General features: G+C 71.8%; 15 protein-coding genes and 1 riboswitch. Of the genes, 7 read left to right on the top strand and 8 right to left on the bottom strand.

From position 1 onward, the window contains the following. Positions 1–197: 197 nt before the first annotated feature. Genes ACFCXS_RS13450 through ACFCXS_RS13435 form a run of 4 tightly spaced genes read left to right on the top strand, consistent with a single transcriptional unit; the run spans position 198 to position 4,081 of the window. Entirely contained in the window at positions 198–1,049 is an 852-nt protein-coding gene (locus tag ACFCXS_RS13450; RefSeq protein WP_376643385.1) for a lysophospholipid acyltransferase family protein, read from the top strand. Positions 1,050–1,077: 28 nt separating this feature from the next. Further along, positions 1,078–2,304, top strand: a complete 1,227-nt coding sequence (macS, locus tag ACFCXS_RS13445; RefSeq protein ID WP_376643384.1) for a MacS family sensor histidine kinase — start codon at positions 1,078–1,080, stop codon at positions 2,302–2,304. Next, on the top strand, positions 2,301–2,999 hold the full coding sequence (locus ACFCXS_RS13440) for a response regulator (RefSeq protein ID WP_376643383.1): 699 nt from the start codon (positions 2,301–2,303) through the stop codon (positions 2,997–2,999). Before macS ends, ACFCXS_RS13440 begins: the two co-directional genes overlap by 4 nt. A gap of 53 nt (positions 3,000–3,052) precedes the next feature. Then, the gene (locus ACFCXS_RS13435; protein WP_376643382.1) at positions 3,053–4,081 is read left to right on the top strand and encodes a 6-phosphofructokinase; all 1,029 of its coding nucleotides are present in this window, start codon (positions 3,053–3,055) and stop codon (positions 4,079–4,081) included. Positions 4,082–4,293: 212 nt separating this feature from the next. Here the strand turns inward: ACFCXS_RS13435 and ACFCXS_RS13430 are convergent, their stop codons facing one another. Both ACFCXS_RS13430 and ACFCXS_RS13425 read right to left on the bottom strand, forming a co-directional pair. Continuing rightward, a complete protein-coding gene (locus ACFCXS_RS13430) occupies positions 4,294–6,159 on the bottom strand; it encodes an anthranilate synthase family protein (RefSeq protein ID WP_376643381.1) in 1,866 nt (621 codons plus the stop codon). A 107-nt stretch (positions 6,160–6,266) separates the two neighbouring features. Further along, positions 6,267–6,323 carry a trp operon leader peptide gene (locus ACFCXS_RS13425; RefSeq protein WP_078625594.1) on the bottom strand — a complete coding sequence of 19 codons (57 nt, stop codon included), beginning with the start codon at positions 6,321–6,323 and terminating at the stop codon, positions 6,267–6,269. A 96-nt stretch (positions 6,324–6,419) separates the two neighbouring features. Between ACFCXS_RS13425 and ACFCXS_RS13420 the strand changes: the two genes are divergently transcribed. Together ACFCXS_RS13420 and ACFCXS_RS13415 are read left to right on the top strand one after the other, a co-directional pair. Next, positions 6,420–7,772 (top strand): class II 3-deoxy-7-phosphoheptulonate synthase, encoded by a 1,353-nt coding sequence (locus tag ACFCXS_RS13420; protein WP_376643380.1) that lies wholly within the window; start codon positions 6,420–6,422, stop codon positions 7,770–7,772. Positions 7,773–7,921: 149 nt separating this feature from the next. After that, on the top strand, positions 7,922–8,155 hold the full coding sequence (locus ACFCXS_RS13415) for a bacterioferritin-associated ferredoxin (protein ID WP_376643379.1): 234 nt from the start codon (positions 7,922–7,924) through the stop codon (positions 8,153–8,155). 48 nt (positions 8,156–8,203) lie between these two features. On the opposite strand, the gene bfr is transcribed toward ACFCXS_RS13415, so the two are convergent. Beyond that, positions 8,204–8,680 (bottom strand): bacterioferritin, encoded by a 477-nt coding sequence (gene bfr / locus ACFCXS_RS13410; protein WP_104779326.1) that lies wholly within the window; start codon positions 8,678–8,680, stop codon positions 8,204–8,206. A gap of 175 nt (positions 8,681–8,855) precedes the next feature. Between bfr and ACFCXS_RS13405 the strand changes: the two genes are divergently transcribed. Further along, positions 8,856–9,506: a sulfite oxidase-like oxidoreductase gene (locus ACFCXS_RS13405; protein ID WP_376643378.1), complete on the top strand. Its 651-nt coding sequence runs from the start codon at positions 8,856–8,858 to the stop codon at positions 9,504–9,506. Between the two features lie 32 nt (positions 9,507–9,538). On the opposite strand, the gene ACFCXS_RS13400 is transcribed toward ACFCXS_RS13405, so the two are convergent. The 5 genes from ACFCXS_RS13400 to thiO all read right to left on the bottom strand — a co-directional run bounded on the left by ACFCXS_RS13400 (position 9,539) and on the right by thiO (position 14,666). Next, a complete protein-coding gene (locus ACFCXS_RS13400) occupies positions 9,539–10,417 on the bottom strand; it encodes a deoxyribonuclease IV (protein WP_376643377.1) in 879 nt (292 codons plus the stop codon). 44 nt (positions 10,418–10,461) lie between these two features. Continuing rightward, complete coding sequence (gene pknB / locus ACFCXS_RS13395) at positions 10,462–12,396, bottom strand: Stk1 family PASTA domain-containing Ser/Thr kinase (RefSeq protein ID WP_376643376.1); 1,935 nt, start codon at positions 12,394–12,396, stop codon at positions 10,462–10,464. Positions 12,397–12,484: 88 nt separating this feature from the next. Continuing rightward, positions 12,485–13,282 carry a thiazole synthase gene (locus ACFCXS_RS13390; protein ID WP_376643375.1) on the bottom strand — a complete coding sequence of 266 codons (798 nt, stop codon included), beginning with the start codon at positions 13,280–13,282 and terminating at the stop codon, positions 12,485–12,487. Positions 13,283–13,284: 2 nt separating this feature from the next. Then, entirely contained in the window at positions 13,285–13,485 is a 201-nt protein-coding gene (gene thiS / locus ACFCXS_RS13385; protein ID WP_351642700.1) for a sulfur carrier protein ThiS, read from the bottom strand. Then, entirely contained in the window at positions 13,482–14,666 is a 1,185-nt protein-coding gene (gene thiO, locus ACFCXS_RS13380) for a glycine oxidase ThiO (RefSeq protein ID WP_376643374.1), read from the bottom strand. Before thiO ends, thiS begins: the two co-directional genes overlap by 4 nt. Continuing rightward, positions 14,664–14,775: riboswitch (TPP riboswitch) on the bottom strand. Its footprint overlaps the gene before it by 3 nt. Positions 14,776–14,802: the final 27 nt, after the last annotated feature.

Here is a 14,802-nt window from a genome sequence, read left to right as displayed (position 1 = left end):
CCTCCTGGTCGGTGAGAAGGGACTGGCACGATCACGGAATGTCACGGAACGTCATGGAAGGGGTCGCACGGCGTTCGCGGGACCTTCACCGTACGCGACCGCACTGACACCGACCAGGGCCGTCGGCGCCTTTGACAGCGCTCCGGGTTAAGGTCTGATCGACACACACAGGAGGCACTCGGTTGTTGTACGGCGCGATGAAGGTCACCATCGGGGGTCCGCTGAAGCTCGCCTTCAGGCCCTGGGTGGAGGGCCTGGAGAACGTACCCGCCGAGGGCGCTGCGATCCTGGCGAGCAATCACCTGTCGTTCTCCGACTCGTTCTTCCTGCCCGCCGTCCTCGACCGCAAGGTCACCTTCATCGCGAAGGCCGAGTACTTCACGACGCCCGGCGTGAAGGGCCGGATGACGGCCGCCTTCTTCAAGGGGGTCGGGCAGCTCCCCGTGGACCGCTCGGGTGCGCGCGGCGCGGGTGAGGCCGCCATCAAGAGCGGCATAGAGGTGCTGGAGCGCGGTGAGCTGTTCGGGATCTACCCGGAGGGCACGCGCTCGCCCGACGGACGGCTCTACCGGGGCAAGCCCGGCGGCCTCGCGCGCGTGGCGCTCGCCACCGGCGCGCCCGTCATCCCCGTCGCCATGATCGACACGGAGAAGATCCAGCCGCCCGGGAAGGTCATGCCGAAGCTGATGCGGCCCGGCATCCGGATCGGCAAGCCCCTGGACTTCAGCCGCTACCAGGGCATGGAGCACGACCGGTTCGTGCTGCGCGCCGTGACCGACGAGGTCATGTACGAGATCATGAACCTCTCCGGCCAGGAATACGTCGACATGTACGCCACGGCCATGAAGCGGCAGCTCACGGAAGCCGCCAAGGCGGACAAGGAAGCCGAGAAGGCGGCCAAGGCCGCCCTCGCCCGCGCGGAGAAGGAACAGGCCGAGAAGGAGAAGGCCGAGCGGGAACAGGCCGCGAAGCAACAGGCCGGGCCGGAACAGGCCGAGAAGCAGCAGCAGACGGAGCAGCAGACGGATCAGCGGCGGACCGGGCCCTAGCCGGGGCTTCGGTCGGGGGGCGGGGGAGATGGCCGAGCGCGAGCGGGTCATGAGGATGTCGGTCGAGCAGCCCCTGTGGCGTGCGCTCACCGGCTACCGGGTGCTCACGATGCTGTACGCGGTCGGCCTGTTCGCCACCGCCTACGAGGAGTTCCCCCGCCCCTGGATCGCCGTCGCCTACTACGCCGTGCTGTGCGGCTGGACCCTGGCCACCCTGCCCCGGGTCGCCAACGCGGCCCGCTGCACCAAGGGCTTCCTCGCCGCCGACCTCACCATCGCCCTGACCGGCATCCTGCTGACCCCCGTCGCCGACGCGCACGAGCGGGTCCAGTCGGGCGGCCCGACCCTGCCGTCGATATGGACCGCCGGCGCCGTCCTCGCCTTCGCCGTCAAGGGCGGCTGGCGCTGGGCGGCCCTCGCCTCCGGCCTGGTGGCCGTCGCCAACCTCGTCGAGCGCGGCAGCCCGGCCCGCGACACGGTCCACAACGTCATCCTGGTCTGCATCGCCTCCGTCGCGATCGGCTACGTCGTCGAGGTCGCCCGCGCCTCCGAGCGCACCCTCGCCCGCGCCCTGGAGATCGAGGCCGCCACCCGCGAGCGCGAGCGTCTGGCCCGGGACATCCACGACAGCGTGCTCCAGGTGCTGGCGATGGTGCAGCGCCGCGGGGCCGTGATCGGGGGAGAGGCGGCCGAGCTGGGCCGGATGGCCGGTGAGCAGGAGGTCGCGCTGCGCACCCTGGTCTCCGGAGGCCTCCTGCCCGTCTCCCGCGTGTCGGAGGACGCCGCGCAGGGAGCGGTCGTACGGGCCGTCGACGAGGAACCTCAGGAGAGCGGACCCGTCGACCTGCGCGCCCTGCTCGCACCGTACGCGGGCGCCCTGGTCAGCCTCGCCGAGCCCGGCGCGCCCGTGCCGCTGGCGCCGGCCGCCGCCCGGGAGGTGGCCGCCGCCGTGGGAGCCGCCCTGGACAACGTCCGCCGGCATGCCGGCCAGGACGCACGCGCGTGGATCCTGGTCGAGGACGAGCCGGACGAGGTGATCGTCACCGTACGGGACGACGGGCCCGGCATCCCGGAGGGACGGCTCGACCAGGCCGAGGGCGAGGGGCGGCTCGGTGTCGCCCTGTCGATCCGCGGCCGGCTGCGCGACCTCGGCGGCAGCGCGGAGCTGATCTCGGTGCCGGGCCAGGGCACGGAGGTCGAACTGAAGGTACCGAAGGACGTGACGAACTCACGGGGGAAGGCGGAGCAGCGATGACGGAGACCACCCCGGACCGGCAGGACCCGCAGGAGCCGATCAAGGTCATGGTCGTCGACGACCACCCCATGTGGCGCGACGCGGTCGCCCGCGACCTGGCCGAGTCGGGTTTCGAGGTGGTCGCCACCGCGGGCGACGGCGACCAGGCCGTACGCCGCGCCAAGGCCGCCGCACCCGACGTCCTCGTGCTCGACCTGAACCTGCCGGCCAAGCCCGGCGTGCAGGTCTGCAAGGAGGTCGTCGCCGCGAACCCCGCCCTGCGGGTGCTCGTGCTGTCCGCGAGCGGCGAGCACGCCGACGTCCTGGAGGCCGTGAAGTCCGGCGCGACCGGCTATCTGCTGAAGTCCGCCTCCACCGGGGAACTGCAGGACGCGGTCCGCCGCACCGCACTCGGCGACCCGGTCTTCACGCCCGGCCTCGCCGGACTGGTCCTCGGCGAGTACCGCCGTCTGGCCGCCGAACCGGCCCCCGCCGCCGACACCGACGAACCCAAGGCGCCCCGGCTCACCGACCGTGAGACCGAGGTGCTGCGCCTGGTCGCCAAGGGGCTCAGCTACAAGCAGATCGCCGAACGCCTGGTCATCTCCCACCGCACGGTGCAGAACCACGTCCAGAACACCCTCGGCAAGCTCCAGCTGCACAACCGCGTGGAGCTCGTCAGGTACGCGATAGAGCGCGGCCTCGACGACGAGTGAGGCGCACGTCACACTGACCTTTCGTCAGGTGCCTGCGGCGAAGGGACTGTTCCATGCGCGTCGGAGTACTGACCGGAGGCGGCGACTGCCCCGGCCTCAACGCCGTCATCCGGGCCGTCGTCCGCAAGGGCGTACAGGAGTACGGCTATGACTTCACCGGCTTCCGGGACGGCTGGCGAGGGCCCATGGAAGGCGACACCGTCCGGCTCGACATCCCCGCGGTGCGCGGCATCCTGCCCCGCGGCGGCACGATCCTCGGATCCTCGCGGACCAACCCGCTGAAGGTGGAGAACGGCATCCGCCGGATCGAGCAGACCCTCGCCGCACTGGAGGTGGAGGCGCTCATCGCGATCGGCGGCGAGGACACCCTGGGCGTGGCCGCCCGACTGTCCGGCGAGCACGGCGTGCCCTGCGTGGGCGTTCCCAAGACCATCGACAACGACCTGTCCGCCACCGACTACACCTTCGGCTTCGACACCGCCGTCGGCATCGCGACCGAGGCCATCGACCGGCTGCACACCACCGCCGAGTCCCACATGCGGGTCCTGGTCGTCGAGGTGATGGGCCGCCACGCGGGCTGGATCGCCCTCCACTCCGGCCTGGCCGGCGGCGCCAACGTCATCCTCATCCCCGAGCAGCGCTTCGATGTCGAGCAGGTGTGCGCCTGGGTGACCTCCCGCTTCCGGGCTTCGTACGCGCCGATCGTCGTCGTCGCCGAGGGGGCGATGCCGAAAGACGGCGACATGGTCCTCAAGGACCAGTCGCTGGACTCCTTCGGGCACGTGCGGCTGTCCGGGGTGGGGGAGTGGCTCGCCAAGGAGATCGAGAAGCGCACGGGCAACGAGGCCCGCACGACGGTCCTCGGGCACGTCCAGCGCGGCGGCACCCCCAGCGCCTTCGACCGCTGGCTCGCCACCCGCTTCGGGCTGCACGCCATCGACTGCGTCCGCGACCGCGACTTCGGCCGGATGGTCGCCCTGCGCGGCACCGACATCGTCCGCGTCCCCCTCGCGGACGCCACGGCCCGCCTGAAGACGGTCGACCCAGCGCTGTACGAGGAGGTCGGGGTCTTCTTCGGCTGACGACCCGGTCCCCGTTCGGGCCGGGGTCTTCTTCGGCCGGCGGTCCGGTCCCCGTGCGGGTCGGCGTGTTCTTCGGCCGGCGGTCCGGTCCCCGTGCGGGTCGGCGTGTTCTTCGGCCGGCGGTCCGGTCCCCGTGCGGGTCGGCGTGTTCTTCGGCTGAGCCCGGTTCCCCGTGCCGGTCGGGGCCGGGCTCGGCCCCGACCGGGTCCGCACTACAGCGAGGGCGCGCCCGTCTCCCGCAGCTGCCCCACCAGCTCCCGCACGATCGCGGCCCCGTTCAGCGTCAGCACCGACTCCGGGTGGAACTGGACCCCGGCGAAGCGCGCGCCGCGCAGGGCGTGCACCTCACCGTCGGCGGCGCGCGCGACCTCGACCCCGTGGGCCGACAGCTCGGCCGCCGCCTCGTCGTCGCAGCGCGCCACGAAGCTGTTGTAGAACCCGACGGTCTCCCGCCGCCCGAACAGCTCGATCTCCGTCTGCGCCCCCTGGAAGGGCACGTCCTTGCGCACGATGTCCAGGCCCAGCTCGGCCGCGATCAGCTCGTGCCCGAGGCAGACGCCCAGCACGCCGTGCCGTTCGCCCCTGATCACCTCGGCGGTGAGGGAACGCAGGAACCGCATCTTCGGATCCGCCAGGTCGGACGGGTCCCCCGGCCCGGGCCCCAGCACGACCGGGCCCTCGTGCCCGAGCACCGCCTCCCGCAGTCCCGGCTCGTCGTACCGCCGCACGCTCACCTCCAGGCCTCCTGCCCGCAGCAGGTGCGCGAGCATCGCCGTGAAGGTGTCCTCGCCGTCGACGACCAGGGCGTGCCCGGCCGGTTCCGGCGAGCGCTCCTGCATCCGCAGCCAGAAGGGCGCGAGCGAGGCCCGGCGCCCGTCCAGCGCGGCCCGCACACGAGGGTCGTCGGCGAGGCACGGCCGGGTGTGCTCGGCACGCGGCCGGGACGGCCGTACTCCCAGGGCCGCCAGCACGCCCGCCGCCTTGGCGTGCGTCTCGGCCACCTCGCTCGCCGGGTCCGAGCCGCGCACGAGGGTCGCGCCGACCGGCACCCGCAGCCGCCCGCCCGCGTCGATGTCGGCGGTGCGGATCAGGATGGGGGAGTCGAGGGTCTGGACCCCGCCCGCGTCCCGGCCGATGAGGGCCAGGGCACCCGCGTAGTACCCCCGCCCCCCGCTCTCGTGCCGTTCGATCACCCGGCAGGCGTTCTGCACCGGCGAGCCGGTGACGGTCGCCGCGAACATGGTCTCCTTCAGTACCTCCCGCACGTCCAGCGTGGATTTGCCGCGCAGCTCGTACTCGGTGTGCGCGAGGTGTGCCATCTCCTTCAGCCGGGGCCCGACGACCACTCCGCCCATGTCGCCGACGGTGCACATCATCTTGAGCTCCTCGTCGACGACCATCGACAGCTCCTCGATCTCCTTGACGTCGGCGAGGAAGTCCAGCAGGTGCTCCGGCGTCGGCCCCTCGGCGGGGTAGCGGTAGGTGCCGCTGATCGGGTTCATGACGACCGTGCCGCCGGACATCCGGACGTGCACCTCGGGGCTGGCCCCGACCAGGGTGCGGTCCCCGGTGTGCACGACGAACGTCCAGTACGCCCCGCGCTCACCCTCCAGCAGCCGCCGGAACAGCGCCAGCGCGTCGGCCCGGCCGAAGCCGGGGATCTCGCCCTCGTACGTCCGCCGGATCACGAAGTTCGCGCCCTCGCCGCGTCCGATCTCCTCCCGCAGCACACGTCCGACGATCTCGCCGTACTCCTCGTCGGCGACGTCGAAGCCGCCGCCCTCGACGCGCACGTCGTGCGACGGGAGCTGCCGAAGGGCGTCAGCCAGCGGGACGGCGTACGACTCCTCGGGTGTCAGCGCCAGCAGGGGCGTGCCGTCGTCGTGGACGTCGAAGCCACGCTCGCGGATCTGCCGGAAGGGCACCAGCGCGAGGCTGCGGTCGGGGAGGTCGGCGAGCCGGTCGTACGGGGCGACCGGGCCGGTCAGGACCTCGACCAGATCGTGGTCGTGGCCCGGGGTGCGGCGGCGCAGCAGGGCGAACGGACGGGAGTCGTCCGGCAAGCCGAGCAGGTTCATGGTCCGTGCTCCATCTCGGTGAGTCTCGGTGAGAGAGAGGAACGGACCCCGGGAAACACCGAAGGCCGCCCCTCGGGCGGCCTTCGCGAAGTCTTGAGTACGCGCAGTCAGCGGGCCGCCGGATGAGCGGTCCACCACCAGGTCTGGGTCGAGTGCGCGAACATGCGACGCACCCTATCGCATGTCCGAGGGGTGTTCGGGGTGTCTCACTTCCTGGGCATGGGTCAGGACGCCGGACACGACCCCGTAATGTTGGTGACGTGACCGTGAACGCTAAGACCAGCGCGAGTGCTGGCAACACCTGGCGAAACCTGCCCGCGGCGCAGCAGCCCGAGTACCCCGACACCGAGGCTCTGCGCGCAGTCGTTGCGGACCTCGAGTCGTATCCGCCGCTCGTCTTCGCGGGCGAGTGCGACCAGCTGCGCGCCCGGATGGCGGCCGTCGCCAAGGGAGAGGCGTTCCTCCTCCAGGGCGGCGACTGCGCCGAAGCCTTCGACGCGGTGTCGGCCGACCACATCCGCAACAAGCTGAAGACGCTGCTCCAGATGGGCGCCGTGCTCACGTACGCCGCGTCCGTGCCGGTCGTGAAGGTCGGCCGGATCGCCGGGCAGTACTCCAAGCCGCGCTCCAAGCCCACCGAGACCCGCGACGGCGTGACGCTGCCGACCTACCGCGGCGACTCCGTCAACGGCTTCGACTTCACCGAAGAGGCCCGTGTCCCGGACCCCGAGCGGCTGAAGCGGATGTACCACGCGTCCGCCTCCACGCTGAACCTGGTGCGCGCCTTCACCACCGGCGGCTACGCCGACCTGCGCCAGGTGCACGCCTGGAACCAGGACTTCGTGAAGTCGTCCCCGTCGGGGCAGCGCTACGAGCAGCTGGCGCGCGAGATCGACAACGCGCTGAACTTCATGCACGCCTGCGGGACCGACCCGGAGGAGTTCAAGACGGTCGAGTTCTACGCCTCGCACGAGGCGCTGCTGCTCGACTACGAGTCCGCGCTGACCAGGGTCGACTCGCGCACCGGGCAGCTGTACGACGTCTCCGGGCACATGGTGTGGATCGGTGAGCGCACCCGGCAGCTCGACCACGCGCACATCGAGTTCGCCTCGAAGATCCGCAACCCGATCGGCATCAAGCTGGGCCCGACGACGACGGCCGAGGACGCGCTGCAGTACATCGAGCGCCTCGACCCCGAGCGGGAGCCGGGCCGGCTGACCTTCATCGTCCGCATGGGCGCCGACAAGGTCCGCGACAAGCTCCCCGAGCTGGTGGAGAAGGTCACCGCCTCCGGCGCGACCGTCGCCTGGGTGACCGACCCGATGCACGGCAACACCTTCGAGGCCGCCTCCGGGCACAAGACCCGCCGCTTCGACGACGTGCTCGACGAGGTCAAGGGCTTCTTCGAGGTCCACAAGGCCCTCGGCACCCACCCGGGCGGCATCCACGTGGAGCTCACCGGCGACGACGTCACGGAGTGCGTGGGCGGCGGCGACGAGATCTTCGTCGACGATCTGCACCAGCGCTACGAGACGGCCTGCGACCCGCGCCTGAACCGCAGCCAGTCGCTCGACCTGGCGTTCCTCGTGGCCGAGATGTACAGGGACCAGTAGCAGGTCCGCCTGTTACCCGGGCACGGACTGGGGCGCGGATCACACGATCCGCGCCCCACTCCGCTTTTCCGCTCCCGACCCGACGGGTAAGGTTAGGTTAGCCTCACCGATCAACGGGGACGGCAGATCCGGGAACGACCCGTCGGGAGGTGGACCGCGTGTACGTCTGCAGTTGCTTCGGCATCACAGAGCAGCAGGTCAAGCAGCACGCGGACGGCGGCGCCTGCACCCCCCGCCAGATAGCCTCCGCCTGCAAGGCGGGCACCGACTGCGGGTCCTGCGTACGCCGCATCCAGGCGATCCTGGGCAGGGGGTCCTGCCCCCGCCGCGACCTGGCCGACCGGGGTGAGCCGGTGCTCACGGAACTGAGGGACGCCGCCTGACGGCAGGCCCCGGGCCCCGCGCCGCCGACATGGTCCGAACGGCAGGTCCTAGCTCGGCTGCTCGATCTGCTGCGCGATGTACAGCGCCTCACCGAGCTTGTCGATCAGCTCCAGCTGCGTGTCCAGGTAGTCGATGTGGTGCTCCTCGTCCTCGAGGATGGACTCGAAGAGGTTCGCGGACGTGACGTCGCCCTTGCTGCGCATCACCTCGATACCGCGCCTGAGCCGGTCGATCGCCTCGACCTCGACCTGCCGGTCCGCCTGGAACATCTCGGTGACCGTCTGGCCGACCCGTACATGGAAGAGCCGCTGGTAATTGGGCAGGCCGTCCAGCATGAGAATGCGCTCGGTGATCTTGTCCGCGTGCTTCATCTCGTCGATGGATTCTTCACGCGTGTACTTGGCGAGTTTGGTCCAGCCGTTGTTGTCCTGGATCCGGTAGTGCAGCCAGTACTGGTTGATCGCCGTCAGCTCGCCGGTCAGCTGCTCGTTGAGGAATTCGAGGACCTCGGGGTCGCCCTGCATCGCAGAGGCTCCTTCCGCGCGGGGGGAACAGGCAGGTTGCGCCGCATGATTCCACTGCCGAAGAAGATCGTCCAGTAAGTCTGCACTTAGTAAGTAAGGGCATGCTTAGTCGACTTTGTCCCTTTCGGGATGGCCTCGGTCAGGGGCACCACCCGGGGTCTGTCAGGATGGAGTCATGGGTCAGCCGCTGGAACACGAATCGGGAGAAGGGCGCGATCCAGCAGGAGCGGCGCAGCCGGAGCTGCCCCCGGGCCAGCGGCTGCAACGCGGCTGGCCGGTCACGCACTACGGGCCCGTCCCCAAGTTCCGGCCCGAGCGCTGGGAGTTCCGGGTCTTCGGGGCCACCGCCGGCGGCGGCAAGCACTGCTGGACGCACGAGGAGTTCACGGCCCTGCCCCACACCACCGTCGTGGCCGATCTGCACTGCGTCACGAAGTTCAGCATGCTGGGCGCCGAGTGGGGCGGCATTCCCGCCCGCACGCTCCTCGACCTCGCCGCGCCCGCGGACGACGTCACCCATGTGATGGTGTGGGCCGAGTACGGGTTCAGCTCCAACCTCCGGCTGTCCGACTTCGCCGACGAGCAGGTCCTGTTCGCCACCCACAAGGACGGCGAGCTGCTCACCGCCGAGCACGGCTTCCCGCTCCGCCTGATCGTCCCCCACCTCTACGCCTGGAAGGGCCCCAAGTGGGTGCGCGGCGTGGAGTACATGACCGCCGACCGCCGGGGCTTCTGGGAGGAGCGCGGCTACCACAACATCGGCGATCCCTGGCAGGAACAGCGCTACTCATACCAGGAGCTGCCGGGGGACGGCCCCGGCCTCTGAGCCCCGGCCTCTGAGCCCCGGCCTCTGGGGCGTCAGCCGTCGCGCAGCTTCTTCAGCCGCTCCACGTCGGCCGCGTGCCCCTGCTTGCCGCCCGGCGTCTCGATGATCAGCGGCACGCCCGCGGTCGCGGGGTGCGTCATCAGCGCCCGGAACGGATCCTCGCCGATGTGGCCGACGCCGATGTTCTCGTGCCGGTCCTTGTGCGCGCCCACCACGTCCTTGGAGTCGTTGGCGTGGATCAGCTTCAGCCGGCCCTCGCCGACCGTGTCCACCAGCAGGTCCAGCGTCTGGTGCATACCGCTCGGACCGGTCAGGTCGTGCCCGGCGGCGTAGATGTGGCAGGTGTCCAGGCACACGCCGAGCTTCGGATGGGCGTCCAGCGCCTCGAAGTACGGGCCGAAGTCCCACGTCCGTGAGCACAGCGAGGCGCCCTGCCCGGCCGTCGACTCCAGCAGCAGGAGAGGGTCGTCGTCGTGGGTCAGCTCGTCCAGCAGCGGCAGCAGGTGTTCCCGCACCTGCTGCAGCGCCACCGACCGCTCCCGGCCGCCGGTCGCGCTGCCGGTGTGCACGACCACACCCAGCGCCCCGATCTCCCGCCCGCGCCGCAATGAGTGCCGCAGCGACTCCACCGACCGCTCCACGGTCGCCTCGGTGTGCGAACCGAAGTTGATCAGGTAGGGGGCGTGCACATAAGCCGGGATCGACTCTTCCGCGCACGCCGCGCGGAACGCCTCGTCCTGCTGGGGGTTCCCGGTCGGGGTGGCCCAGCCGCGGGGGTTGGCGACGAAGACCTGGACGGCCTCCGCCTGAAGATCACGGGCGTAGGACAGGCCGACGGAGTGGAGGCCACCGGCCACGGGGACATGGCCGCCCACGGGGTTGCGGGAGGGGCCGGACAGCTGACTGTTCACCCGTTCAGGGTGTCATGCGTCCGGCCCCGCCCCGCCCGCGGCCCTCACCTGATCTTGATGGTGATCGTCGAGCCCTTGGGCGCGGTCTCGCCGCCCTCGACGGACTGACCCTTGACGGTGTCCCCGAAGATGCCGAACAGCCCGCGGTCCTCGTCGACCTCGAACCCGGCGCCCTCCAGCGCCTGCTTGGCGTCGTCGACGCTGTCGCCGACCACGTCCGGGACCTCGATCATCTCGGGGCCCTTCGACAGCGTCAGCGTCACCGTGTCGCCCTCGGCCGCGGTGCCGGAGCCCGGTGACTGCCGGACCACCTGGCCCTTGTCGTACTCGGAGGAGGTGACCCGCTCGGTGGCGATCTTCACCTTGAGGCCGGCCTCCGTCAGCTCGGACCGCGCGCCGGCCTCGTCCGAGCCGGTGACGTCGGGGATGTCGATGGCGGCGCCCTTGCTGACGACCAGCGCGACGGCCGTGCCCGCGCGCACCTTCGTGCCGTCGGCAGGGCGTGCGGAGACCACCGAACCGCGCGGCACGTCCTCGTTGAACTCCCGGGTGACCATGCCCGGCGCCAGCCCGTCGTCCTTCAGCAGGTCCCGCGCCTCGCCGAGCTTCCGGCCCGCCAGGGCGGGCACCCGCACGGTCTCGGGGCCGTCGGAGACGGTGATGCCCACCGAGTCGTTGCCGCGGATGCGCGCCCCGGCCTTGGGATCGCTGCTGATGATCTGGCCGCGCTCCACGGTGTCGCTGTAGGCGTGCTCCACCTTGCCGAGCTCGAGACCGGCGTCCCGCAGCCGGTCCTCGGCCTGCTCCTGGGTCTTCGCCAGCAGCGGCGGGACCTCGGTGAACTGGCCGGAGTTGATGTACCAGACGCCGACACCGACGCCCAGGGCGAGCAGGACGGCGACGATGATCGCCGCCGGGCCGCGCAGGGGTCCCCGGCGCCGTCGGGTCGGTGGGGGCGGCGGCGGGGAGGCCAGGCGACTGGTGCGGTTGAGGGCGGCCCCGGAGGGCTCCTCGCCCTCGTCGGCCGGCAGCGGGCGGGGCGTGGTGAGGGCACGCGGGATCACGGTCGTCCGGTCGTCGCCGTTGTCGTGGTCCACGGCGAGCGCCTGCGGCGGCACCGCGTCCAGCTGCTCCTCGTCCAGCCGGCCGCGTCCGTCCCGGACCTGCGCGAGCAGCGCCACCGCGTCGTGCGGGCGGATGGCCGGGGTGCGGGCCGTCGCCGAGGCCACCATCGCGTCCAGCTCGTACGCCATGCCGGGCACGGCGGCCGAGGGCGGGGGCACGTCCTCGTGCAGGTGCTTGTAGAGGATCACGGCGGGGGAGTCCCCGTCGTGCGGCTTGTCGCCGGTCAGCATCTCGTACAGCATCACGCCGCACGCGTACACGTCGACGCGGGGATCGGCGGTGCCGTCCTCTATCTGCTCCGGGGCGAGGTACGAGACCGTTCCGAGCACGGTGCCGGTGGTGTTCGTCACCGTGTCCACGGCCCGGACCAGGCCGAAGTCGGCGACCTTGACCCGCCCGTCGTCCCCGATCAGCACGTTCTCGGGCTTCATGTCGCGGTGCACGAACCCGGCGCGGTGCGCCGCGCCCAGGGCGGCCAGCACCGGCTCCAGGATGTCCAGGGCCGCACGCGGCTGCAGGGCGCCGCGCTCGCGCAGCACGTCCCGCAGGGTGCAGCCCGCCACGTACTCCATCGCCAGGTACACGTACGAGCCGTCGGTGCCCTGGTCGAAGACCTGCACCACGTTCGGATGGGCCAGCCGGGCCACCGACTTCGCCTCGCGGATGAACCGCTCGACGAACGAGCCGTCGACCGCGAGCGAGGGGTGCATCACCTTGAGCGCGAGGACCCGGTCGAGCCGGGTGTCCACGGCCCGGTAGACCGTGGCCATCCCGCCGACCGCGATCCGCGCGTCGATGCGATACCGGCCGTCGAGCACCTGCCCGGCCAAGGGGTCCTGAAGGGTCGTGTCCACGCAGGCGAGTGTACGAGCCACGACCGACAGCCCCGTCCCCCCGGTTGTTTCCGGGGCGGGACTGCAGCCGACCTGTGACGTGTGGCCCCTACTGGAAAGCGGGACGCTCCGGGTCCAGCGCGGCCATGCCCTCCGTGGGCGACGACGCCTCGGCGAAATGCCGCCGGGGGATCCGTCCGGCCCGGTACGCCAGCCGCCCCGCCTCCACCGCATGCCGCATGGCGTCGGCCATCAGCACGGGTTCCTGCGCCCGTGTCACCGCCGAGGCGAGCATCACGCCCGCACATCCCAGCTCCATCGCCAGCGCCGCGTCCGACGCCGTTCCGGCGCCCGCGTCCAGGATCACCGGCACGCGCGCGTGCTCCACGATCAGCTGGAAGTTGTGCGGGTTGCGGATGCCGAGCCCGGAGCCGATCGGCGAGCCGAGCGGCATGATCGCCGCGCAGCCCGCGTCCTCCAGCTTCCGGGCCAGCACCGGGTCGTCGTTGGTGTACGGCAGCACCGTGAACCCGTCGTCGACCAGGGTCTCGGCCGCCTCCAGCGTCTCGATCGGGTCCGGCAGCAGCGTGCGCTCGTCGGCGATGACCTCCAGCTTGACCAGGTCGGTGCCGAGGGCCTCGCGCGCGAGGCGGGCCGTGAGGACGGCCTCGCCGGCGGTGAAGCAGCCCGCCGTGTTCGGCAGCACCCGGATGCCGAGCCTGTCCAGGACGGACAGCACCGAACCGTGCACCGAGGCGTTCACCCGGCGCATCGCGACGGTCGTCAGCTCCGTCCCCGAGGCGACGAGCGACCGCTCCAGCACGTCCAGGCTGGGTGCCCCGCCCGTGCCCATGATCAGACGGGACGTGAACGACGTACCACCGAGGGCGAACGGATCGTCGGCCATGGTCAGCCTCCCTGGACGGCGGTGAGGACTTCCACGCGGTCCCCCTCGGACAGGGGCGTGGCGGGCCACTGGGTGCGCGGTACGACGGTTTCGTTGAGGGCGGCGGCCACACCCGAGGGCGAGGCCGTGAGCGACCTCACGACGGTGTCCAGAGCTGTGCCGGGCCCGACGTCCCGGGGCTCGCCGTTGACGGAGATGTTCATGCGGGCTGCTCCGTGAGTGCGGTGGCGGGGCTGAAGCGTTTCGGGGTGAAGGGGCGGGCCTCCTCGGGGAGTTCGCCTGTCGCCAGGACGTGCGCCATGGCGTCACCGGTCACCGGTGTGAGCAGGACGCCGTTGCGGTAGTGCCCGGTGGCCAGCAGCAGCCCGTCCAGACCGGTGGGGCCGAGCAGCGGCGCGTTGTCGGGGGATCCGGGCCGCAGCCCGGCCCTGGTCTCGGTCAGCGGCAGCTCGGTGATGCCCGGGACCAGCTCGTGCGCGTCCCGCAGCAGCTCGTAGACGCCGCCCGCGGTCACGGTGGTGTCCCAGCCCAGCTCCTCGCTGGTCGCCCCGACGACGAGCTCGCCGCTCGCGCGCGGCACCAGGTAGACGTGGCTGCCGCGCACGACCGCGCGCACGGTCCGGCTCAGGAACGGCCCGTGCCGCTGCGGCATCGTCAGCCGCAGGACCTGGCCCTTCACCGGCCGCACCGGAGGCAGCAGGTCCTCCGGGACGCCCGCGAGCCGCCCGCTGAGACTGCCCCCGGCCAGTACCACCTGCCCGGCGGCCGCCTCGGTCCCGTCGGCCAGGACAGCACCCGTGGCCCGGTCCCGGGCGACGGTCAGCCGCTGCGCCCACGCCCGGTGGAAGACCACGCCCGCCCGCTCGCACGCGGCGAGAAGGGCCCCGGCCAGCCGCCGGGGGTCGATCTGGTGATCGCCGTCGACCCGCAGCCCGCCGCGCACGCCCGGCGCGAGCATCGGCTCCAGACGCCGGCACTCGCGCCCGGACAGCCACTGCGACTCCAGCCCCGACTGCTGCTGCAGGACGTGCAGTTCGCGCAGGTGGGTCCGGTCGTCGGCGTCAAGAGCCACGGCGAGCGTGCCGCAGCGGCGGTAGCCGAGGTCCTGGCCGGTCACGTCGGTGAGCTCGGCGGCGAAGTCCGGGTAGCGCCGCGCGGAGGCGAGGTTCAGGCCGAGCAGGGTCTGCTCGCCGTAGTGCAGCTCCGTGACGGCGGCCAGCATGCCGGCGGCCACCTGCGCGGCGCCGCCGCCCGGCTCGGGGTCCACGACGGCCGTGGCGAATCCGCGCTGCGCGGCCCGCCAGGCCGTGACCAGGCCGACGATCCCGCCCCCGACGACCAGGACGTCCGACGATACGGACGTGGATGTGCACGTAGGCGACATGGGCGTCCAGCCCCTCCCTTCGCCGGCATGACCCGGATCAGGTTCGTACGGTCGGAGGCCGCCAGCCTCCCTCTCAGCCCGGTGCGTCCGGGCTCCCGCGAGTGCTTTACGTTGGCCACCCTAGCCCGTTGTCCGG

The sequence above is a fragment of the Streptomyces sp. NPDC056373 genome, assembly GCF_042262425.1.
Taxonomy (GTDB): Bacteria; Actinomycetota; Actinomycetes; order Streptomycetales; family Streptomycetaceae; genus Streptomyces.
Note: the sequence above shows the minus strand (reverse complement) of the source record. Positions and strands in the feature narration are given on the sequence as shown.

Coding starts and splice junctions, on each gene's coding strand:
- ACFCXS_RS13390 (WP_376643375.1), bottom strand. CDS start 13,282: ATGGCCGACGATCCGTTCGCCCTCGGTGGTACGTCGTTCACGTCCCGT.
- ACFCXS_RS13435 (WP_376643382.1), top strand. CDS start 3,053: ATGCGCGTCGGAGTACTGACCGGAGGCGGCGACTGCCCCGGCCTCAAC.
- bfr (WP_104779326.1), bottom strand. CDS start 8,680: ATGCAGGGCGACCCCGAGGTCCTCGAATTCCTCAACGAGCAGCTGACC.
- macS (WP_376643384.1), top strand. CDS start 1,078: ATGGCCGAGCGCGAGCGGGTCATGAGGATGTCGGTCGAGCAGCCCCTG.
- thiO (WP_376643374.1), bottom strand. CDS start 14,666: ATGTCGCCTACGTGCACATCCACGTCCGTATCGTCGGACGTCCTGGTC.
- ACFCXS_RS13405 (WP_376643378.1), top strand. CDS start 8,856: ATGGGTCAGCCGCTGGAACACGAATCGGGAGAAGGGCGCGATCCAGCA.
- thiS (WP_351642700.1), bottom strand. CDS start 13,485: ATGAACATCTCCGTCAACGGCGAGCCCCGGGACGTCGGGCCCGGCACA.
- ACFCXS_RS13440 (WP_376643383.1), top strand. CDS start 2,301: ATGACGGAGACCACCCCGGACCGGCAGGACCCGCAGGAGCCGATCAAG.
- ACFCXS_RS13430 (WP_376643381.1), bottom strand. CDS start 6,159: ATGAACCTGCTCGGCTTGCCGGACGACTCCCGTCCGTTCGCCCTGCTG.
- ACFCXS_RS13450 (WP_376643385.1), top strand. CDS start 198: ATGAAGGTCACCATCGGGGGTCCGCTGAAGCTCGCCTTCAGGCCCTGG.